The sequence below is a fragment of the Pseudoxanthomonas sp. GW2 genome (genome assembly GCF_000283075.1).
GTDB lineage: Bacteria > Pseudomonadota > Gammaproteobacteria > Xanthomonadales > Xanthomonadaceae > Pseudoxanthomonas.
Map to the genome: position 1 here is coordinate 1 of NZ_ALIP01000160.1, position 17,429 is coordinate 17,429.

12 protein-coding genes and 1 tRNA gene are annotated in these 17,429 nt (G+C 67.3%); all 13 read right to left on the minus strand.

What is annotated here, in order from left to right:
- Positions 1-13: 13 nt before the first annotated feature.
- The 13 genes from rpoC to rpsL all read right to left on the minus strand — a co-directional run bounded on the left by rpoC (position 14) and on the right by rpsL (position 17,243).
- Entirely contained in the window at positions 14-4,249 is a 4,236-nt protein-coding gene (rpoC, locus tag B351_RS0115365; protein ID WP_019399923.1) for a DNA-directed RNA polymerase subunit beta', read from the minus strand.
- 85 nt (positions 4,250-4,334) lie between these two features.
- Positions 4,335-8,522 carry a DNA-directed RNA polymerase subunit beta gene (gene rpoB / locus B351_RS0115370; protein WP_019399924.1) on the minus strand — a complete coding sequence of 1,396 codons (4,188 nt, stop codon included), beginning with the start codon at positions 8,520-8,522 and terminating at the stop codon, positions 4,335-4,337.
- A gap of 273 nt (positions 8,523-8,795) precedes the next feature.
- The gene (rplL, locus tag B351_RS0115375) at positions 8,796-9,170 is read right to left on the minus strand and encodes a 50S ribosomal protein L7/L12 (protein WP_019399925.1); all 375 of its coding nucleotides are present in this window, start codon (positions 9,168-9,170) and stop codon (positions 8,796-8,798) included.
- A 55-nt stretch (positions 9,171-9,225) separates the two neighbouring features.
- A complete protein-coding gene (gene rplJ / locus B351_RS0115380; protein WP_019399926.1) occupies positions 9,226-9,756 on the minus strand; it encodes a 50S ribosomal protein L10 in 531 nt (176 codons plus the stop codon).
- Positions 9,757-10,271: 515 nt separating this feature from the next.
- Complete coding sequence (gene rplA, locus B351_RS0115385; protein WP_019399927.1) at positions 10,272-10,970, minus strand: 50S ribosomal protein L1; 699 nt, start codon at positions 10,968-10,970, stop codon at positions 10,272-10,274.
- A gap of 4 nt (positions 10,971-10,974) precedes the next feature.
- Entirely contained in the window at positions 10,975-11,403 is a 429-nt protein-coding gene (gene rplK, locus B351_RS0115390; protein ID WP_019399928.1) for a 50S ribosomal protein L11, read from the minus strand.
- A gap of 200 nt (positions 11,404-11,603) precedes the next feature.
- Positions 11,604-12,161 (minus strand): transcription termination/antitermination protein NusG, encoded by a 558-nt coding sequence (gene nusG, locus B351_RS0115400; protein WP_019399929.1) that lies wholly within the window; start codon positions 12,159-12,161, stop codon positions 11,604-11,606.
- Between the two features lie 13 nt (positions 12,162-12,174).
- The gene (gene secE, locus B351_RS0115405; protein ID WP_019399930.1) at positions 12,175-12,588 is read right to left on the minus strand and encodes a preprotein translocase subunit SecE; all 414 of its coding nucleotides are present in this window, start codon (positions 12,586-12,588) and stop codon (positions 12,175-12,177) included.
- Between the two features lie 64 nt (positions 12,589-12,652).
- Positions 12,653-12,728 (minus strand) — tRNA-Trp (locus tag B351_RS0115410).
- Between the two features lie 108 nt (positions 12,729-12,836).
- The gene (tuf, locus tag B351_RS0115415) at positions 12,837-14,027 is read right to left on the minus strand and encodes an elongation factor Tu (RefSeq protein ID WP_019399188.1); all 1,191 of its coding nucleotides are present in this window, start codon (positions 14,025-14,027) and stop codon (positions 12,837-12,839) included.
- A gap of 96 nt (positions 14,028-14,123) precedes the next feature.
- On the minus strand, positions 14,124-16,253 hold the full coding sequence (fusA, locus tag B351_RS0115420) for an elongation factor G (protein ID WP_026010792.1): 2,130 nt from the start codon (positions 16,251-16,253) through the stop codon (positions 14,124-14,126).
- 132 nt (positions 16,254-16,385) lie between these two features.
- Positions 16,386-16,853: a 30S ribosomal protein S7 gene (gene rpsG, locus B351_RS0115425; protein WP_019399932.1), complete on the minus strand. Its 468-nt coding sequence runs from the start codon at positions 16,851-16,853 to the stop codon at positions 16,386-16,388.
- A gap of 15 nt (positions 16,854-16,868) precedes the next feature.
- Complete coding sequence (gene rpsL / locus B351_RS0115430; RefSeq protein ID WP_013536001.1) at positions 16,869-17,243, minus strand: 30S ribosomal protein S12; 375 nt, start codon at positions 17,241-17,243, stop codon at positions 16,869-16,871.
- Between the last annotated feature and the right edge of the window lie 186 nt (positions 17,244-17,429).

A 17,429-nucleotide genomic window follows, 5' to 3' on the forward strand; every position in this document is an offset into this window, starting at 1 on the left:
GCGGCCGGGTGCATCACTCCGCCGCGTCCTCCTGGGACGGGGCGGCCGCCTCCGGCGCCTCGGCCTCGGCCACCGCCGCCGGCTCGGAGCCGCCGGACAGCGCCTCCAGCTCCGACTCGGTCAGGCCGGTGGCGTTGCGGCGGCGCTTGCTGTGGTAGGCCAGGCCGGTACCCGCCGGGATCAGGCGGCCGACGATGACGTTCTCCTTCAGGCCGCGCAGGTTGTCGCGGGTGCCGCGGACGGCCGCCTCGGTCAGCACGCGGGTGGTCTCCTGGAAGGAGGCCGCCGAGATGAACGACTCGGTCGCCAGCGAGGCCTTGGTGATGCCCAGCAGCACCGGCTCGTACTTGGCCGGGATCTCGCCGCGGGCCACCAGGCGCGCGTTCTCCTCGATCACGCGCTGCTTCTCCACCTGCTCGCCGTTGAGGAACTTGGAATCGCCCTGGTCGGTGATCTCGACCTTGCGCAGCATCTGGCGGGTGATCACCTCGATGTGCTTGTCGTTGATCTTCACGCCCTGCAGGCGGTAGACGTCCTGGATCTCCTTGACCAGGTACGCGGCCAGGTCCTCCACGCCCTTCAGGCGCAGGATGTCCTGCGGGCTCGGCTCGCCGTCCACGATGGTCTCGCCCTTGGTCACGTGCTCGCCCTCGAACACGATGATCTGGCGGTACTTCGGGATCAGCTCCTCGTGCTCCTCGCCGTCCGGTCCCTTGATGATCAGGCGCTGCTTGCCCTTGGTGTCCTTGCCGAAGCTGACCACGCCGGACTTCTCGGCCAGGATCGCCGGATCCTTCGGCTTGCGCGCCTCGAACAGGTCGGCCACGCGCGGCAGACCACCGGTGATGTCGCGGGTCTTGGACGCTTCCTGCGGGATCTTGGCGACCACGTCGCCCACGCCCACCGGGGCGCCGTCCTGCAGGTTCACCACCGAGCGCGGCGGCAGCAGGTACTGCGCCGGCAGGTCGGTGCCCGGGATGGTCAGGTCGTTGCCGTCCTTGTCGACGATGCGGACCAGCGGGCGCAGGTCCTTGCCCTGCGAGCCGCGGCGCTTGGGATCGGTGATCTCGCGCGAGGCCAGGCCGGTCAGTTCGTCGGTCTTCTCGATGACGGTGACGCCATCGACGAAGTCAACGAAGCGGACGAAGCCGGCCACTTCCGACACGATCGGGTGGTTGTGCGGATCCCAGTTGGCCACGGTCTGGCCGGCCTTGACCTCGGCGCCGTCCTTGACGTTGATGGTGGCGCCGTACGGCAGCTTGTAGCGCTCGCGCTCGCGGCCGTGCGGGTCGAGGACCGACACTTCGCCCGAACGCGACACCGCGACCAGGTGGCCGCCGGAATGTTCGACGGTCTTGAGGTTGTTGAACTTGATCGAGCCGGTGGTCTTGACCGTGATGCTGTCCACCGCGGCGGCACGCGAAGCCGCGCCGCCGATGTGGAAGGTACGCATCGTCAGCTGGGTACCCGGTTCGCCGATCGACTGGGCGGCGATGACGCCCACCGACTCGCCGATGTTGACCAGGTGGCCACGGGCCAGGTCGCGGCCGTAGCAGTGCGCGCACACGCCGAAGGGCGATTCGCAGGTGATGGTCGAACGCACCTTGATCGACTGGACGCCGGCGTCCTCCAGCTTCTGCACCCACACCTCGTCCAGCAGGGTGTTGCGGGTGACGATCGGGTCCTCGTCGTTGCCCGGCAGGAACACGTCCTCGGCCACGACGCGGCCCAGCACGCGGTCCTTCAGCGGCTCGACCACGTCGCCGCCTTCCACGATCGGGGTCATGGTCAGGCCCTGCAGCGTGCCGCAGTCGGCCTCGGTGATCACCACGTCCTGCGCCACGTCGACCAGGCGGCGGGTCAGGTAACCGGAGTTGGCGGTCTTCAGCGCGGTGTCGGCCAGGCCCTTGCGGGCGCCGTGGGTGGAGTTGAAGTACTCCTGCACGTTCAGGCCTTCGCGGAAGTTCGCCTTGATCGGGGTCTCGATGATCGAGCCGTCCGGGCGGGCCATCAGGCCGCGCATGCCGGCCAGCTGTCGGATCTGCGCCTGCGAACCACGGGCACCGGAGTCGGCCATGATGTACAGCGAGTTCATCGACTTCTGCGCGACTTCCTCGCCCTTGGCGTTGACCACCTTGTCGGTGCCGATGGTCTCCATCATCGCCTTGGCGATGCGCTCGTTGGTGCGCGACCAGATGTCGACCACCTTGTTGTAGCGCTCGCCGGCGGTGACCAGGCCGCTCTGGTACTGCTCCTGGATCTCCAGCACCTCGGCCTCGGCCTCGGCGAGGATGCTCTTCTTCTCCTCCGGGATCAGCATGTCGTCGATGCCGATCGACACGCCGGCGCGGGTGGCGAAGCTGAAGCCGGTGTACATCAGCTGGTCGGCGAACACCACGGTGTCCTTCAGGCCCAGGCGGCGGTAGCAGCTGTTGATCAGGCGGCTGATGTTCTTCTTGGTCAGCTCGGTGTTGGCCAGCTCGAACGGCAGGCCCTCCGGCAGGATCTCGGCCAGCAGGGCGCGGCCGACCGTGGTATCCACGATCGTCGCCTTCTTGTGCTTGTTGCCGGCCTCGTCCTTCACCACCTCGGTGATGCGGACCTTGACCTTGGCGTGCAGCTCGACCACGCGGTTGTCGTAGGCGCGCTTAACCTCGGCCACGTTGGCGAACACCATGCCCTCGCCCTTCTTGTTCTCCAGGGCGCGGGTCATGTAGTACAGGCCGAGCACCACGTCCTGCGACGGCACGATGATCGGCTCGCCGTTGGCGGGCGACAGGATGTTGTTGGTCGACATCATCAGGGCGCGCGCCTCCAGCTGGGCCTCGAGGCTCAGCGGGACGTGCACGGCCATCTGGTCGCCGTCGAAGTCGGCGTTGAACGCGGTGCAGACCAGGGGGTGCAGCTGGATGGCCTTGCCCTCGATCAGCACCGGCTCGAACGCCTGGATGCCCAGGCGGTGCAAGGTCGGGGCGCGGTTCAGCAGCACCGGGTGCTCGCGGATGACCTCCTCGAGGATGTCCCACACCTCGGCCTCTTCGCGCTCGACCAGCTTCTTGGCGGCCTTGATGGTGGTGGCCAGGCCGCGGCGCTGCAGCTTGGCGAACACGAACGGCTTGAACAGCTCCAGCGCCATCTTCTTCGGCAGGCCGCACTGGTGCAGGCGCAGGTACGGGCCGACCACGATGACCGAACGGCCCGAGTAGTCGACGCGCTTGCCGAGCAGGTTCTGGCGGAAGCGGCCCTGCTTGCCCTTGATCATGTCGGCCAGCGACTTGAGCGGGCGCTTGTTGGTGCCGGTGATGGCGCGGCCGCGGCGGCCGTTGTCCATCAGCGCGTCAACCGACTCCTGCAGCATGCGCTTCTCGTTGCGCACGATGATGTCGGGCGCGTTGAGCTCCAGCAGGCGGCGCAGGCGGTTGTTGCGGTTGATGACGCGGCGGTACAGGTCGTTCAGGTCGGAGGTCGCGAAGCGGCCGCCGTCCAGCGGGACCAGCGGGCGCAGGTCCGGCGGCAGCACCGGCAGCACGGTCATGACCATCCACTCCGGACGGTTGCCGGACTCGATGAACGCCTCGATCAGCTTGATGCGCTTGGTCAGGCGCTTGAGCTTGGTCTCCGAACCGGTGGCGGCGATCTCCTCGCGCAGGCGCGCCATCTCGGCCTGCAGGTCGATGGTGCGCAGCAGCTCGTAGATCGCCTCGGCGCCCATGGCGGCGTCGAAGTCGTCGCCGTGCTCCTGGCGCGCCTGCATGTACTGCTCTTCGGTCAGCAGCTGGCGGCGCTCGAGCGGGGTCAGGCCCGGCTCGGTGACCACGTAGGCCTCGAAGTACAGGATGCGCTCGATGTCGCGCAGGGTCATGTCCAGCATCAGGCCGATGCGGGACGGCAGCGACTTCAGGAACCAGATGTGCGCGACCGGCGAGGCCAGGTCGATGTGGCCCATGCGCTCGCGGCGGACCTTGGCCAGGGTGACCTCGGTGCCGCACTTCTCGCAGACCACGCCACGGTGCTTCATGCGCTTGTACTTGCCGCACAGGCACTCGTAGTCCTTGATCGGGCCGAAGATGGCCGCGCAGAACAGGCCGTCGCGCTCCGGCTTGAAGGTGCGGTAGTTGATCGTCTCGGGCTTCTTCACCTCGCCGAAGGACCACGAGCGGATCAGGTCCGGCGAAGCCAGGGCGATCTTGATCGCGTCGAAGTCCAGCGTCTGGCGCTGCTGGTTGAAGAGGTTGAGCAGGTCTTTCATTTCTTGTCTCCGTCAGGAGTAAAGGCGGTCGATCGGGCGATTCGGGGGAAGCGCGGCCCGTCCGTGGCGGGCCGCGCCGCGCGCCTTACTCGTCCTCCAACTCCATGTTGATGGCCAGCGAGCGGATTTCCTTCACCAGAACGTTGAAGGACTCCGGCATGCCCGCGACCATCTCGTGGTTGCCGTCGACGATGTTCTTGTACATCTGGTTGCGGCCCTGCACGTCGTCGGACTTCACCGTCAGCATTTCCTGCAGGGTGTATGCCGCGCCGTAGGCTTCCAGCGCCCACACTTCCATCTCGCCGAAGCGCTGGCCGCCGAACTGCGCCTTGCCGCCCAGCGGCTGCTGGGTGACCAGCGAGTACGGGCCGGTGGAGCGGGCGTGCATCTTGTCGTCGACCAGGTGGTTCAGCTTCAGGTAGTGCATGTAGCCGACCGTGGTCTTGCGGTCGAACGCCTCGCCGGTGCGGCCGTCGTACAGCTGCATCTGGGTCTTGCTGGCGTTGAAGCCGAGGCGGGCGGTCTCCGGGTCGTCGTCCGGGTAGGCCAGCTCCAGCATCTGCCGGATCTCCTCCTCGTGGGCGCCGTCGAACACCGGGGTGGCCATCGGCACGCCGTCGGTGAGGTTGCGCGCCATCGCCACCAGCTCCTCGTCGCTGAACTGCGACAGGTCCACGCGCTGGCCGAACAGCTCGTTGTCGTGGTTGTAGACCTTGCCCAGGAACTCGCGCAGCTCGGACACGGCGCGCTGCTCGTCCAGCATCTTCTGGATGCGCTTGCCCAGGCCCTTGGCGGCCCAGCCCAGGTGCACCTCGAGGATCTGGCCGATGTTCATGCGCGAAGGCACGCCCAGCGGGTTGAGGCAGATGTCGACCGGGGTGCCGTCGGCCATGTACGGCATGTCCTCGACCGGGACCACGTTGGACACGACGCCCTTGTTGCCGTGGCGGCCGGCCATCTTGTCGCCCGGCTGGATGCGGCGCTTCACGGCCAGGAACACCTTGACCATCTTCAGCACGCCCGGGGCCAGGTCGTCGCCCTGGGTGATCTTGCCGCGCTTGTCGGCGAAGCGGCGCTCGAACTCCTTCTCGTGGGCCTGGATCTGCTTCTGCGCGCGTTCGATCGCCTCGGCGGCGTCGTCGTCCTTCATGCGCAGGGCGAACCAGTCGGACTTCTTCAGGCCGTCCAGGTAGGCGTCGGTGATGGTGTCGCCCTTCTTCAGGCCCGGGCCGCCGTTGGCGACCTTGCCCACGATCTGGGTGCGCAGGCGCGCGTAGATCGCCGCCTCGAGGATGCGGAACTGGTCGTCGAAGTCCTTCTTGACGCGGCGGATCTCGTTTTCCTCGATCTGCTTGGCGCGCTTGTCCTTCTCGATGCCGTCGCGGGTGAAGACCTGCACGTCGATGACGGTGCCGTCCATGCCCGGCGGCACGCGCAGCGAGCTGTCCTTAACGTCGGAGGCCTTCTCGCCGAAGATCGCGCGCAGCAGCTTCTCCTCGGGGGTCAGCTGGCTCTCGCCCTTCGGCGTGACCTTGCCCACCAGGATGTCGCCGGCGCGCACCTCGGCGCCGATGTACACCACGCCCGACTCGTCCAGGCGGCCCAGGGCCTGCTCGGACACGTTCGGGATGTCGGCGGTGATTTCCTCCGGGCCCAGCTTGGTGTCGCGGGCGACGCAGGTCAGCTCCTCGATGTGGATCGTGGTGTAGCGGTCCTCCTGGACCACGCGCTCCGACAGCAGGATCGAGTCCTCGAAGTTGTAGCCGTTCCACGGCATGAACGCGATCAGCATGTTCTGGCCGAGGGCCAGCTCGCCGATGTCGGTCGACGGGCCGTCGGCCAGCACGTCGCCGCGCGCGACCACGTCGCCCACGTGCACCAGCGGACGCTGGTTGATGCAGGTGTTCTGGTTGGAGCGGGTGTACTTGGTCAGGGTGTAGATGTCGACGCCGGCATCCTGCTCGCCGGAGATCTCCTCCTCGTTGACCTTGACCACGATGCGGCCGGCGTCGACCTGCACAACCTCGCCGCCGCGGCGGGCGTTCACGGTCACGCCCGAGTCGCGCGCCACGGCGCGCTCGATGCCGGTGCCGACCAGCGGGGTCTGGGCACGCAGGGTCGGGACCGCCTGGCGCTGCATGTTGGCGCCCATCAGCGCGCGGTTGGCGTCGTCGTGCTCCAGGAACGGGACCAGCGCCGCGGCGACCGACACGGTCTGCATCGGCGACACGTCCATGTAGTGGATCTCGGAGGCCGGCTTCAGCAGCGACTCGCCCTGGTGGCGGCACGGCACGAAGGCCTCGGTCAGGCGGCCTTCCTTGTCATGGGCGGCGTTGACCTGGGCGATGACGTACTCGTTCTCCTCGATCGCCGACAGGTACTCGACCTCGTCGGTGATGCGGCCGTCCACGACCTTGCGGTACGGCGTCTCCAGGAAGCCGTACTGGTTGGTGCGGGCGAACACGGCCAGCGAGTTGATCAGGCCGATGTTCGGGCCTTCCGGGGTCTCGATGGTGCAGACGCGGCCGTAGTGGGTCGGGTGCACGTCGCGCACCTCGAAGCCGGCGCGCTCGCGGGTCAGGCCGCCCGGGCCCAGCGCCGAGACGCGGCGCTTGTGGGTGACCTCCGACAGCGGGTTGTTCTGGTCCATGAACTGCGACAGCTGCGAGGAGCCGAAGAACTCCTTGATCGCGGCGGCCACCGGCTTGGCGTTGATCAGCTCCTGCGGGGTCAGGCCCTCGGACTCGGCCATCGACAGGCGCTCCTTGACCGCGCGCTCGACGCGGACCAGGCCCACGCGGAACACGTTCTCGGCCATCTCGCCGACCGAACGCACGCGGCGGTTGCCCAGGTGGTCGATGTCGTCGACCACGCCGCGGCCGTTGCGGATCTCGGTCAGCACGCGCAGCACGTCGAGGATGTCCGAGGTCTCGCCCTGCTCGGACACCAGCGCCTTGGACTCGTCGTCGGCGCGCTCGGCGAAGTACTTGTGGTCGTACAGCACGGCCGGGCCGACGACGTCCTTGCGGCCGACGCGGCGGTTGAACTTCATCCGGCCCACGGCCGACAGGTCGTAGCGCTCGAAGGTGAAGAACAGGTTGTGGAACAGGTTCTGGGCCGCTTCCTTGGTCGGCGGCTCGCCCGGGCGCATCATGCGGTAGATCTCGACCAGCGCCTCCAGCTGGGTGCGGGTCGGGTCGATGCGCAAGGTGTTGGACAGGTACGGGCCGCGGTCGAGGTCGTTCACCCACAGGGTGCCGATGCTGGACACGCCGGCCTTGCGGAACGCGGCCAGGTGCTCGTCGGTGATCTCGTCGTTGGCGGCGGCCAGCAGCTCGCCGGTGTTGGCGTCGACCACGTCGTGGGCCAGGATGCGGCCCAGCAGGTACTCGTCCGGCACCGCCAGCGCGGTGATGCCCGACTGCTCCAGCTGGCGCACGTGGCGCGCGGTGATGCGCTTGCCGGCCTCGACGATGACCTTCTCGCCGTCGGACAGGTCGAAGCCCAGGGTTTCGCCGCGCAGGCGCTCCGGCACCAGTTCCAGCTGCACGCCTTCCGGCAGGATGTGGAAGGTGTTGATCTCGAAGAAGGCGCGCAGCATCTCCTCGTTGTTGTAGCCGAGGGCGCGCAGCAGGATGGTCACCGGCAGCTTGCGGCGACGGTCGATGCGGGTGTACAGGGCGTCCTTCGGGTCGAACTCGAAGTCCAGCCAGGAGCCGCGGTAGGGGATGATGCGGGCGCTGTACAGCAGCTTGCCCGAGCTGTGGGTCTTGCCGCGGTCATGGTCGAAGAACACGCCCGGGCTGCGGTGCAGCTGCGAGACGATGACGCGCTCGGTGCCGTTCACGATGAACGTGCCGTGCTCGGTCATCAGCGGGATCTCGCCGAGGTAGACCTCCTGCTCCTTGACGTACTTGATCGCCTTGGTGGAGGACTCGCGGTCGTAGATCACCAGGCGCACGGTCACGCGCAGCGGGGCGCCGTAGGACAGGCCGCGGTTGCGGCACTCGCGCTCGTCGAACACGGGCTCGCCGAGCTTGTAGCCGACGTACTCCAGCGCGGCGTTGCCGCTGTAGCTGACGATCGGGAACACCGACTTCAGCGCCGCGTGCAGGCCGGTGTCGCGGCGCTTGGCGGGGTCGGTGTCGGCCTGCAGGAATTCGCGGTACGAATCGACCTGGATGGCCAGCAGGAACGGCACCTCGAGGATGGAGCGCTGCTTGCCGAAGTCCTTGCGGATGCGCTTCTTCTCGGTGAACGAATACGTCGTCATGGATGTACCACCTTTGGCAGTGCGGGCCGCGCGTCCGCGGACCCGGGGGAACATGAAGCTGTCAGTCGGTAGTCGCTGGTATTGCCGGCACCAGCACGCCATCTCCCGCTACTTCCGACTACCAGCTCCCCTGTGCGGAACTGGGTTTTCTGTACTGCAGGCCCCTCGCGGGGCCCCTTCGGAGCCATGGGCCCCGGAAACGACCGAAGGCCGGGGGCTTTCGCCCCCAGCCTTTGGCGCATCACCGAGCGTTCCGGCGATGCAAGGTACTGCTTACTTGAGCTCGACGGTGGCGCCGGCGGCTTCCAGTTCCTTCTTGAACTTCTCGGCGTCTTCCTTCGACACGCCTTCCTTGACGTCCTTCGGGGCGCCCTCGACCAGGTCCTTGGCCTCCTTCAGGCCCAGGCCGGTGATGGCGCGGACGGCCTTGATGACCTCGACCTTCTTGTCGCCGGCGGCCTTCAGGACCACGGTGAACTCGGTCTGCTCCTCGGCGGCCGGACCAGCGGCGACCGGGCCGGCGGCCACGGCGACCGGGGCGGCGGCGGAGACGCCGAACTTCTCTTCGATGGCCTTGACCAGCTCCATCACTTCCATCAGGGTCTTGCCGGCGATGGCTTCGACGATCTGCTCGTTGGTAAGGGACATTGTGATTACCTTCTGAATGTTTTCTGGAAAGGGATTCGGAAATCGTCGATGACGCTTACGCGGTCTCGGCGGCAGCCTCGGCCGGCGCAGCCTCGCCGCCACCCTGCTTCTCGCCGACGGCCTTGACCGCGCGGGCGAACATGGTGACCGGCTCGGCCAGGACGCGGGCCAGCATGGCCAGGGCCTGCTCGCGGGTCGGCAGCGAAGCCAGGACCTCGACGTGGCTCGCCGGGTACAGCTGGCCGCCCATGGCGACCACCTTCGGCTTGAGCTTGTCGTTGGTCTTGGCGAACTCCTTGATCAGGCGGCCGGCGGCGCCGGGCTCCTCGGTCGAGAACGCATACAGCAGCGGACCCACGAGCGCGTCCTTGGCGCACTCGTATTCCGTGCCTTCGACGGCGCGCGCGACCAGCGTGTTCTTGACAACCTTCAGGAACACGCCGGTTTCGCGGGCCTTCTTGCGCATCGCGGTCATCTGCTCGACCGTGGTGCCAGCGTACTCGGCGGCGATCAGGGAGTGCGCGTTGGCGGCGACGTCGGCCAGTTCGGCGACGACTTCCTTCTTCTGGGACAGATTGAGAGCCATAACACTCCTCCGTATGAACTCCGCTCGCGGCTCCTGCCGCTTGCGGTCCTTGGCGGCGCCCCTCCCTGCGCGCCGGGGATGCCCGGGGCATCCCGGTGCTGGCCTTTCTGACCCGTACGTCCGAAGGTTCGGTCGTGCCGGAAACACATCCAGAAGGCGGCACCATCTACGCAGGCCAGGTCCCGGGGACCCGATTAAGCAGCCCCGCTGCACCGACGGCGATTCCCTGCCATAGCGAGCAATCCGTGCCCGTCGTCGATGTGCGCCGACCGCACCTGCGGTCTTTGACGGCTGTCGGCCCGTGGCGGCGCCGACTGCCCTCAAAAGCCGCCACCGTCCCGGGGCGGAGCCCGAAGCGGCAGCGGTGATTCCTTCACCCTGGTCCCGGCCGGAGCCGGGACCCGGGTGTCTTCAGCTTCCAGCGCCCCGGGCGTGCCCCGGGGGCGCTGGTTCCCGGCCTGCGCCGGGGTGGTGCAACGCAAAGGCGCCCGCGCATGCGCGGGCGCGCCGTTGCATCACTTCAGGGACAGCGAACCCTGGTCGATGGTCACGCCCGGGCCCATGGTCGAGCTGAGCGAGATCTTCTGCAGGTACTGGCCCTTGGAGGTCGCCGGCTTGGCCTTGATCAGGTCCAGCAGCAGCGCCTGCAGGTTCGACTTCAGCGCCTCGTCGGCGAAGTCGGCCTTGCCGATGGTGGCGTGGATGATGCCGGCCTTGTCGGTGCGGTAGCGGACCTGGCCCGACTTGGCGTTCTTCACCGCCTCGGCCGGGTTCGGCGACACGGTGCCGACCTTCGGGTTCGGCATCAGGCCGCGCGGGCCCAGCACCTGGCCCAGCTTGCCGACCACGCGCATGGCGTCCGGGGTGGCGATGACCACGTCGTAGTTCAGGTCGCCGGCCTGCATCTTCTCGGCCAGGTCGTCCATGCCGACGGCGTCGGCGCCGGCGGCCAGGGCCTCGTCAGCCTTGGCGCCCGGCGGGCAGAACACGGCCACGCGCACGCTCTTGCCGGTACCGGCCGGCAGCACGGTGGAGCCGCGGACCTGCTGGTCCGACTTCTTGGCGTCCACGCCCAGGCGCACGGCCACGTCGACCGACTCGACGAACTTGGCCTTGGTGAAGCCCTTGATGATCTTCAGCGCCTCGTCGATGGGGTAAGCCTTGCCCGGCTCGACCGCCGCCTTGATCGCCTTCTGTCGCTTGTTCAGTGCCATGTGCTCACCCCTCCACCACCAGCCCCATCGAACGGGCCGAGCCCGCGATGGTACGAACCGCCGCATCCAGGTCGGCCGCGGTCAGGTCGGGTTCCTTCGCCTTGGCGATCTCCTCGAGCTGGGCGCGGGTGACCTTGCCGACCTTGTCGGTGTTCGGACGCTTGGAACCGCTGGTGATGCCCGCGGCCTTCTTCAGCAGGATGGTCGCCGGCGGCGTCTTGGTGATGAAGGTGAAGGTGCGGTCCGAGTAGGCGGTGATGACCACCGGAATCGGCAGGCCCGGCTCCATCTTCTGCGTGGCGGCGTTGAACGCCTTGCAGAACTCCATGATGTTCAGGCCGCGCTGGCCCAGCGCGGGACCGACCGGCGGCGAGGGGTTGGCCTGGCCGGCCTTCACCTGCAGCTTGATGTAACCGACGACTTTCTTTGCCATTTTTGTTTATCTCCGGGTGCTGACGCCTGTTCAGGCTCCCCATCGTTCCGGGAAAATCACGCGTCCCGGCCTCGCGTAGAACTCATGTACCCCGTCGCGCGAAAGGCCGCCTGGGTGGCGGCCGTCGGGGCAGCCCGGCTGTCCGGACAGGAAGCCGCGCAGTATACCAGCTTTGGGGCCCCGTTGCCGGGGCCGGCGGCTCAGGCCTTCTCGACCTGGCCGAACTCCAGCTCCACCGGGGTGGAGCGGCCGAAGATGAGCACGGCCACGCGCAGGCGGCTCTTCTCGTAATTGACTTCCTCGACCACGCCGTTGAAGTCGTTGAACGGGCCGTCGATGACGCGGACCATCTGGCCCGGCTCGAACAGGACCTTCGGGCGCGGCTTCTCCACGCCTTCCTGGACGCGATCCAGGATGGCGGCGGCCTCGTCGTCGCGGATCGGCAGCGGGCGGTCGGCGGTGCCGCCGATGAAGCCCATGACCTTGGAGGTCTCCTTGACCAGGTGCCAGCTCTCGCTGTCGATGCGCGGGATGCCGTTCTCGTCGTGGGTCTCGATCTGGACCAGCACGTAGCCCGGGAAGAACTTGCGCTCGGAACGGCGCTTCTGGCCGGAGCGCATCTCCACCACTTCCTCGGTCGGGACCAGCACTTCGCCGAAGCGGTCTTCCATGCCGTACATGGCGATGCGGTCGCGCAGGGCCTGGGCGACGGACTTCTCGAAGCCGGAATAGGCGTGGACCACGTACCAACGCTTCACTTGGACATTCTCCTCAGCGGCCGAAGTTCAGGAACAGCTCGATCGCCCACTTAACGAAGAAATCGAAGCCAGCAAGGATCAGGCTCAGGACCACGACCACGGCGACCACGACCCAGGTCATGCGGGTGGCCTCCTGGCGGGTCGGCCACACGACCTTGCGCAGCTCGAAGCGCGACTCGGCCAGGAACTCGCGCATGGAGCGGCCCTTGGCGCTGAGCATGAACACGAAGGTGCCGGCGACCAGGCCGGCGATGACGGCGAGGGCCCGCAGCTGGCCGGCCCACTGGCCCAGCCGGGCCGCACGGGCGGCGTCACCGAACCAGAACCACACGAACAGCCCGCCGAGCACCAGCAGCGCCGCGAGCGCGTACTTGACCATGTCGCCGCCGCTGGTGGCGGTCTGTGCCGGATCGATCTTGCTGTTCAAGTCGCTGTCGCTCTCTTGACTGTTGCGGCGCGGGGACCGTTGCGGCCCCGCGTCGCGGGGGAAGTGGCACGCCAGGAGGGACTCGAACCCCCAACCTGCGGTTTTGGAGACCGCTGCTCTGCCAATTGAGCTACTGGCGTACGCGTGAACCTCGACCTTCCCTTAGACGGCGAAGGCGGACCGGGGTTCCGGCCCGCCCTTCGCGCTTTCTCCGGCGGCGGAGCCCGTCGCCGGGATCCCGCAGGGGCTTACTTCAGGATCTTGGCGACCACGCCGGCGCCGACGGTACGGCCACCCTCGCGGATCGCGAAGCGCAGGCCCTCGTCCATGGCCACCGGGTTGATCAGCGACACCGACATCTTCACGTTGTCGCCCGGCATCACCATCTCCACGCCCTCCGGCAGCTGGACGGCGCCAGTGATGTCGGTGGTGCGGAAGTAGAACTGCGGACGGTAGCCCTTGAAGAACGGGGTGTGGCGGCCGCCCTCGTCCTTCGACAGCACGTACACCTCGGCCTCGAAGTCGGTGTGCGGGGTGATCGTGCCCGGCTTGGCCAGCACCTGGCCACGCTCGACCTCGTCACGCTTGGTGCCGCGCAGCAGCAGGCCCGCGTTGTCGCCCGCCTGACCCTGGTCCAGCAGCTTGCGGAACATCTCCACGCCGGTGACGGTGGTCTTCTGGGTCGGACGGATGCCGACGATTTCCACTTCGTCGCCCACCTTGATCACGCCGCGCTCGATGCGGCCGGTCACCACGGTGCCGCGGCCCGAGATCGAGAACACGTCCTCGACCGGCATCAGGAACGGCTTGTCAACGTCGCGCTCCGGGGTCGGGATGTAGCTGTCCAGCGCGTCCACCAGCTGGATGATCGCCGGAACGCCGATCTCCGACTGGTCGCCTTCCAGCGCCTTCAGCGCCGAACCCTTGATGATCGGGGTGTCGTCGCCCGGGAAGTCGTACTTGCTCAGCAGCTCGCGGACTTCCATCTCCACCAGCTCCAGCAGCTCGGCGTCGTCCACCATGTCCGCCTTGTTCAGGAAGACCACGATGTACGGCACGCCCACCTGGCGGGCCAGCAGGATGTGCTCGCGGGTCTGCGGCATCGGGCCGTCAGCCGCCGACACCACCAGGATCGCGCCGTCCATCTGCGCCGCACCGGTGATCATGTTCTTCACGTAGTCGGCGTGGCCCGGGCAGTCCACGTGCGCGTAGTGGCGGGTCGGGGGTTCGTACTCGACGTGCGAGGTCGAGATCGTGATGCCGCGGGCCTTCTCTTCCGGCGCCTTGTCGATCGCGTCGTACGCGTGGAACTCGCCGCCGAAACGCTCGGCACCGACCTTCGTCAGCGCGGCCGTCAGCGTGGTCTTGCCATGGTCAACGTGGCCGATGGTGCCGACGTTCACGTGCGGCTTGGTGCGCTCGAACTTACCCTTGGACATTGGTGAAATACCTCTTGTACTTGGATTTTTCCTGGGAGGCAGGGCCACCCCGGGGGATGGCCTGCCTGGTATGTGCGCGCCCGGGGGCGCCGCCGCTTACGCCTTCTTGATCACCGTCTCGGCGATGTTGTTCGGCGCTTCCTCGTAGTGGTCGAACTCCATCGAGAAGGTGGCGCGGCCCTGGGTCATCGAGCGCAGCGCGGTGGCGTAGCCGAACATCTCGCTCATCGGGATCATCGCGTTGATGATCTTGCCCGACGGGCTGTCGTCCTGGCCCTGCAGCACGCCGCGGCGGCGGCTCACGTCGCCCATGACGTCGCCCAGGTAATCCTCGGGACTGACGATCTCGACCTTCATGATCGGCTCCAGCAGCACCGGGCTGGCCTTGGCGAAGCCCTGCTTGAACGCCATCGAGGCGGCCAGCTTGAACGCCATTTCCGACGAGTCGACGTCGTGGTACGAACCGAAGACCAGCTTGACCTTGACGCCGACGACCGGGAAGCCGGCCAGCGGGCCGCTGGTGATGGTCTCGCGCAGGCCCTTCTCGACCGACGGGATGAACTCCTTCGGGATCACGCCGCCGGTGATCTCGTTGAGGAACAGGAAGTCGTCCTTGATCAGGTCGGCGTACTTCTCGCGGTCCTCGGCGGTGATCGGCGACATCTCGATCACGACGTGGCCGTACTGGCCCTTACCACCGGACTGCTTGGCGTGCTTGTAGTCCGACTTGACGTCGCTGGAGCGGATGGTCTCGCGGTAGGCGACCTGCGGCTTGCCGACGTTGGCCTCGACGTTGAACTCGCGCTTCAGGCGGTCGACGATGATGTCCAGGTGCAGCTCGCCCATGCCCGAGATGATGGTCTGGCCGGACTCCTCGTCGGTGCGGACGCGGAACGACGGGTCTTCCTGGGCCAGGCGGCTCAGGGCGTTGCCCATCTTCTCCTGGTCGGACTTGGTCTTCGGCTCCACGGCCATCGAGATCACCGGCTCCGGGAACGCCATGCGCTCCAGGACGATCGGGGCGTCGATGGCGCACAGGGTGTCACCGGTGGTGACGTCCTTCAGGCCCACCGCGGCGGCGATGTCGCCGGCCAGCACTTCCTTGATCTCGTCGCGCTGGTTGGAGTGCATCTGCAGCAGGCGGCCGATGCGCTCCTTCTTGTTCTTGACCGAGTTCAGCACCTGGTCGCCGGCGCTCAGGGTGCCGGAGTAGACGCGGAAGAAGGTCAGCGAACCGACGAACGGGTCGGTCATGATCTTGAACGCCAGGGCCGAGAACGGAGCCTTGTCGGACGACTCGCGGGTCATCTCCTTGGTCTCGTCGTCCATGTCGACGCCCTTCACCGCCGGCACGTCGACCGGCGACGGCAGCAGCTTGACCACGCCGTCGAGCATGGCCTGCACGCCCTTGTTCTTGAACGCCGAGCCGCAGAACATCGGCACGATCTCGGTGGCCAGGGTGCGCTGGCGCAGGGCGCTGTAGATCTCGTCCTCGGTCAGCTCCTCGCCGCCCAGGTACTTGTCCATCAGCTCCTCGTTCGCCTCGGCCGCGGACTCGACCATGTACGAACGGGCTTCCTCGGCCTGGGCCTTCAGCTCTTCCGGGATGTCGCGGTACTCGAAGGTCATGCCCTGGGTCTTCTCGTCCCAGTGGATGGCCTTCATCTTGACCAGGTCGACCACGCCGACGAAATTGTCCTCGGCGCCGATCGGGATCTGCATCGGGACCGGCACGGCACCCAGGCGCGACTTCAGCTGGTCACGGACCTTGAAGAAGTTGGCACCGGTGCGGTCCATCTTGTTGACGAACGCGATGCGCGGCACGTGGTACTTGTTGGCCTGGCGCCACACGGTCTCCGACTGCGGCTGCACGCCGCCGACGGCGCACAGCACGAACACCGCGCCGTCCAGCACGCGCAGCGAGCGCTCCACCTCGATGGTGAAGTCCACGTGCCCGGGGGTGTCGATGATGTTGAAGCGGTGCTCCGGGAAGGACTTGTCCATGCCCTTCCAGAACGCGGTGGTGGCAGCGGACTGGATCGTGATGCCACGCTCCTGCTCCTGCTCCATCCAGTCCATGGTCGCGGCGCCATCGTGCACTTCACCGATCTTGTGGCTCTTGCCGGTGTAGAACAGGATGCGCTCGGACGTGGTGGTCTTGCCGGCATCGATGTGGGCCATGATGCCGAAATTGCGGTAACGCTCGATGGGAGTAGTGCGGGCCACGGGGAGCCTCTCGTTAGCTTGGCGTTTCGGTTGCAGGGGCCGGCTGCGCGGCACCCCCTGAAATGCGGAGGGCGCGGAACATGCCGCGCCGTCCGGGCTGGTCGCGCGGGCCCGCCAGGGGCCCGCGGGCTGTTACCAGCGGTAGTGGGCGAAGGCCTTGTTGGCCTCGGCCATGCGGTGGGTCTCTTCGCGCTTCTTGATCGCGCCACCGCGGTTCTCGGCCGCGTCCAGCAGCTCGCCGGCCAGCTTGCGGGCCATCGAGTTCTCGCCGCGCTTGCGGGCCGAATCGATCACCCAGCGCATGGCCAGGGCCAGGCGGCGGGAGGCGCGAACCTCGACCGGCACCTGGTAGGTCGCGCCACCGACGCGACGGGACTTGACCTCGACCGCGGGGGCGACGTTGTCCAGCGCCTTCTGCACCAGCTCGATGGCGTTGGGGTTCTTCTGGCCGATCACTTCCATCGCGTCGTACACGATGTTCTCGGCGATCGACTTCTTGCCGCTCTTCATCACCATGTTGATGAAGCGGGCGATGGTCTCGCTCCCGTGCTTGGGATCGGGCAGGACGGAGCGCTGGGGGGTGGAACCTTTACGGGACATGTCGGGCTTCCTCGATTAGCTCTTCGGGCGCTTGGCGCCGTACTTCGAACGGCCCTGGCGACGCTTGGTGACGCCGGCGGCATCCAGCGAACCGCGGACGGTGTGGTAACGCACGCCCGGCAGGTCCTTGACGCGGCCGCCGCGGATCAGCACCACGGAGTGCTCCTGGAGGTTGTGGCCTTCGCCGCCGATGTACGAGATGACCTCGTAGCCGTTGGTCAGGCGCACCTTGGCGACCTTACGCAGGGCCGAGTTCGGCTTCTTCGGGGTGGTGGTGTAGACGCGGGTGCAGACACCGCGGCGCTGCGGGCACTTCTCCAGTGCCGGCGAGGCGCTCTTGTACGTTTCCGCCTGCCGCGGCTTGCGGACCAGCTGGTTGATCGTCGCCATTCTAAGGTTCTTCTGCTTGGGGCCCCGCGGACCGGGGCCGGACGTGAAAACGACGGCAGGCCGAAGGACGGCCTGCCGAGACATGAAAGTATAGCGGGACGGTAAAAACCGCGTCAACCGACCCACCTTCCATGGTCCCGGCGCCCCGCCCGGCCGGGGCCGGAAGGGATCGCGGGCGCGGCCGGG

Bases quoted from the DNA above. Each gene is read 5' to 3' on its own strand.
- rpoC (WP_019399923.1), bottom strand. From the start codon at position 4,249: ATGAAAGACCTGCTCAACCTCTTCAACCAGCAGCGCCAGACGCTGGAC.
- rpsL (WP_013536001.1), bottom strand. From the start codon at position 17,243: ATGGCGACGATCAACCAGCTGGTCCGCAAGCCGCGGCAGGCGGAAACG.
- tuf (WP_019399188.1), bottom strand. From the start codon at position 14,027: ATGTCCAAGGGTAAGTTCGAGCGCACCAAGCCGCACGTGAACGTCGGC.
- rplK (WP_019399928.1), bottom strand. From the start codon at position 11,403: ATGGCAAAGAAAGTCGTCGGTTACATCAAGCTGCAGGTGAAGGCCGGC.
- rplJ (WP_019399926.1), bottom strand. From the start codon at position 9,756: ATGGCTCTCAATCTGTCCCAGAAGAAGGAAGTCGTCGCCGAACTGGCC.
- rplL (WP_019399925.1), bottom strand. From the start codon at position 9,170: ATGTCCCTTACCAACGAGCAGATCGTCGAAGCCATCGCCGGCAAGACC.
- rplA (WP_019399927.1), bottom strand. From the start codon at position 10,970: ATGGCACTGAACAAGCGACAGAAGGCGATCAAGGCGGCGGTCGAGCCG.
- rpsG (WP_019399932.1), bottom strand. From the start codon at position 16,853: ATGTCCCGTAAAGGTTCCACCCCCCAGCGCTCCGTCCTGCCCGATCCC.
- rpoB (WP_019399924.1), bottom strand. From the start codon at position 8,522: ATGACGACGTATTCGTTCACCGAGAAGAAGCGCATCCGCAAGGACTTC.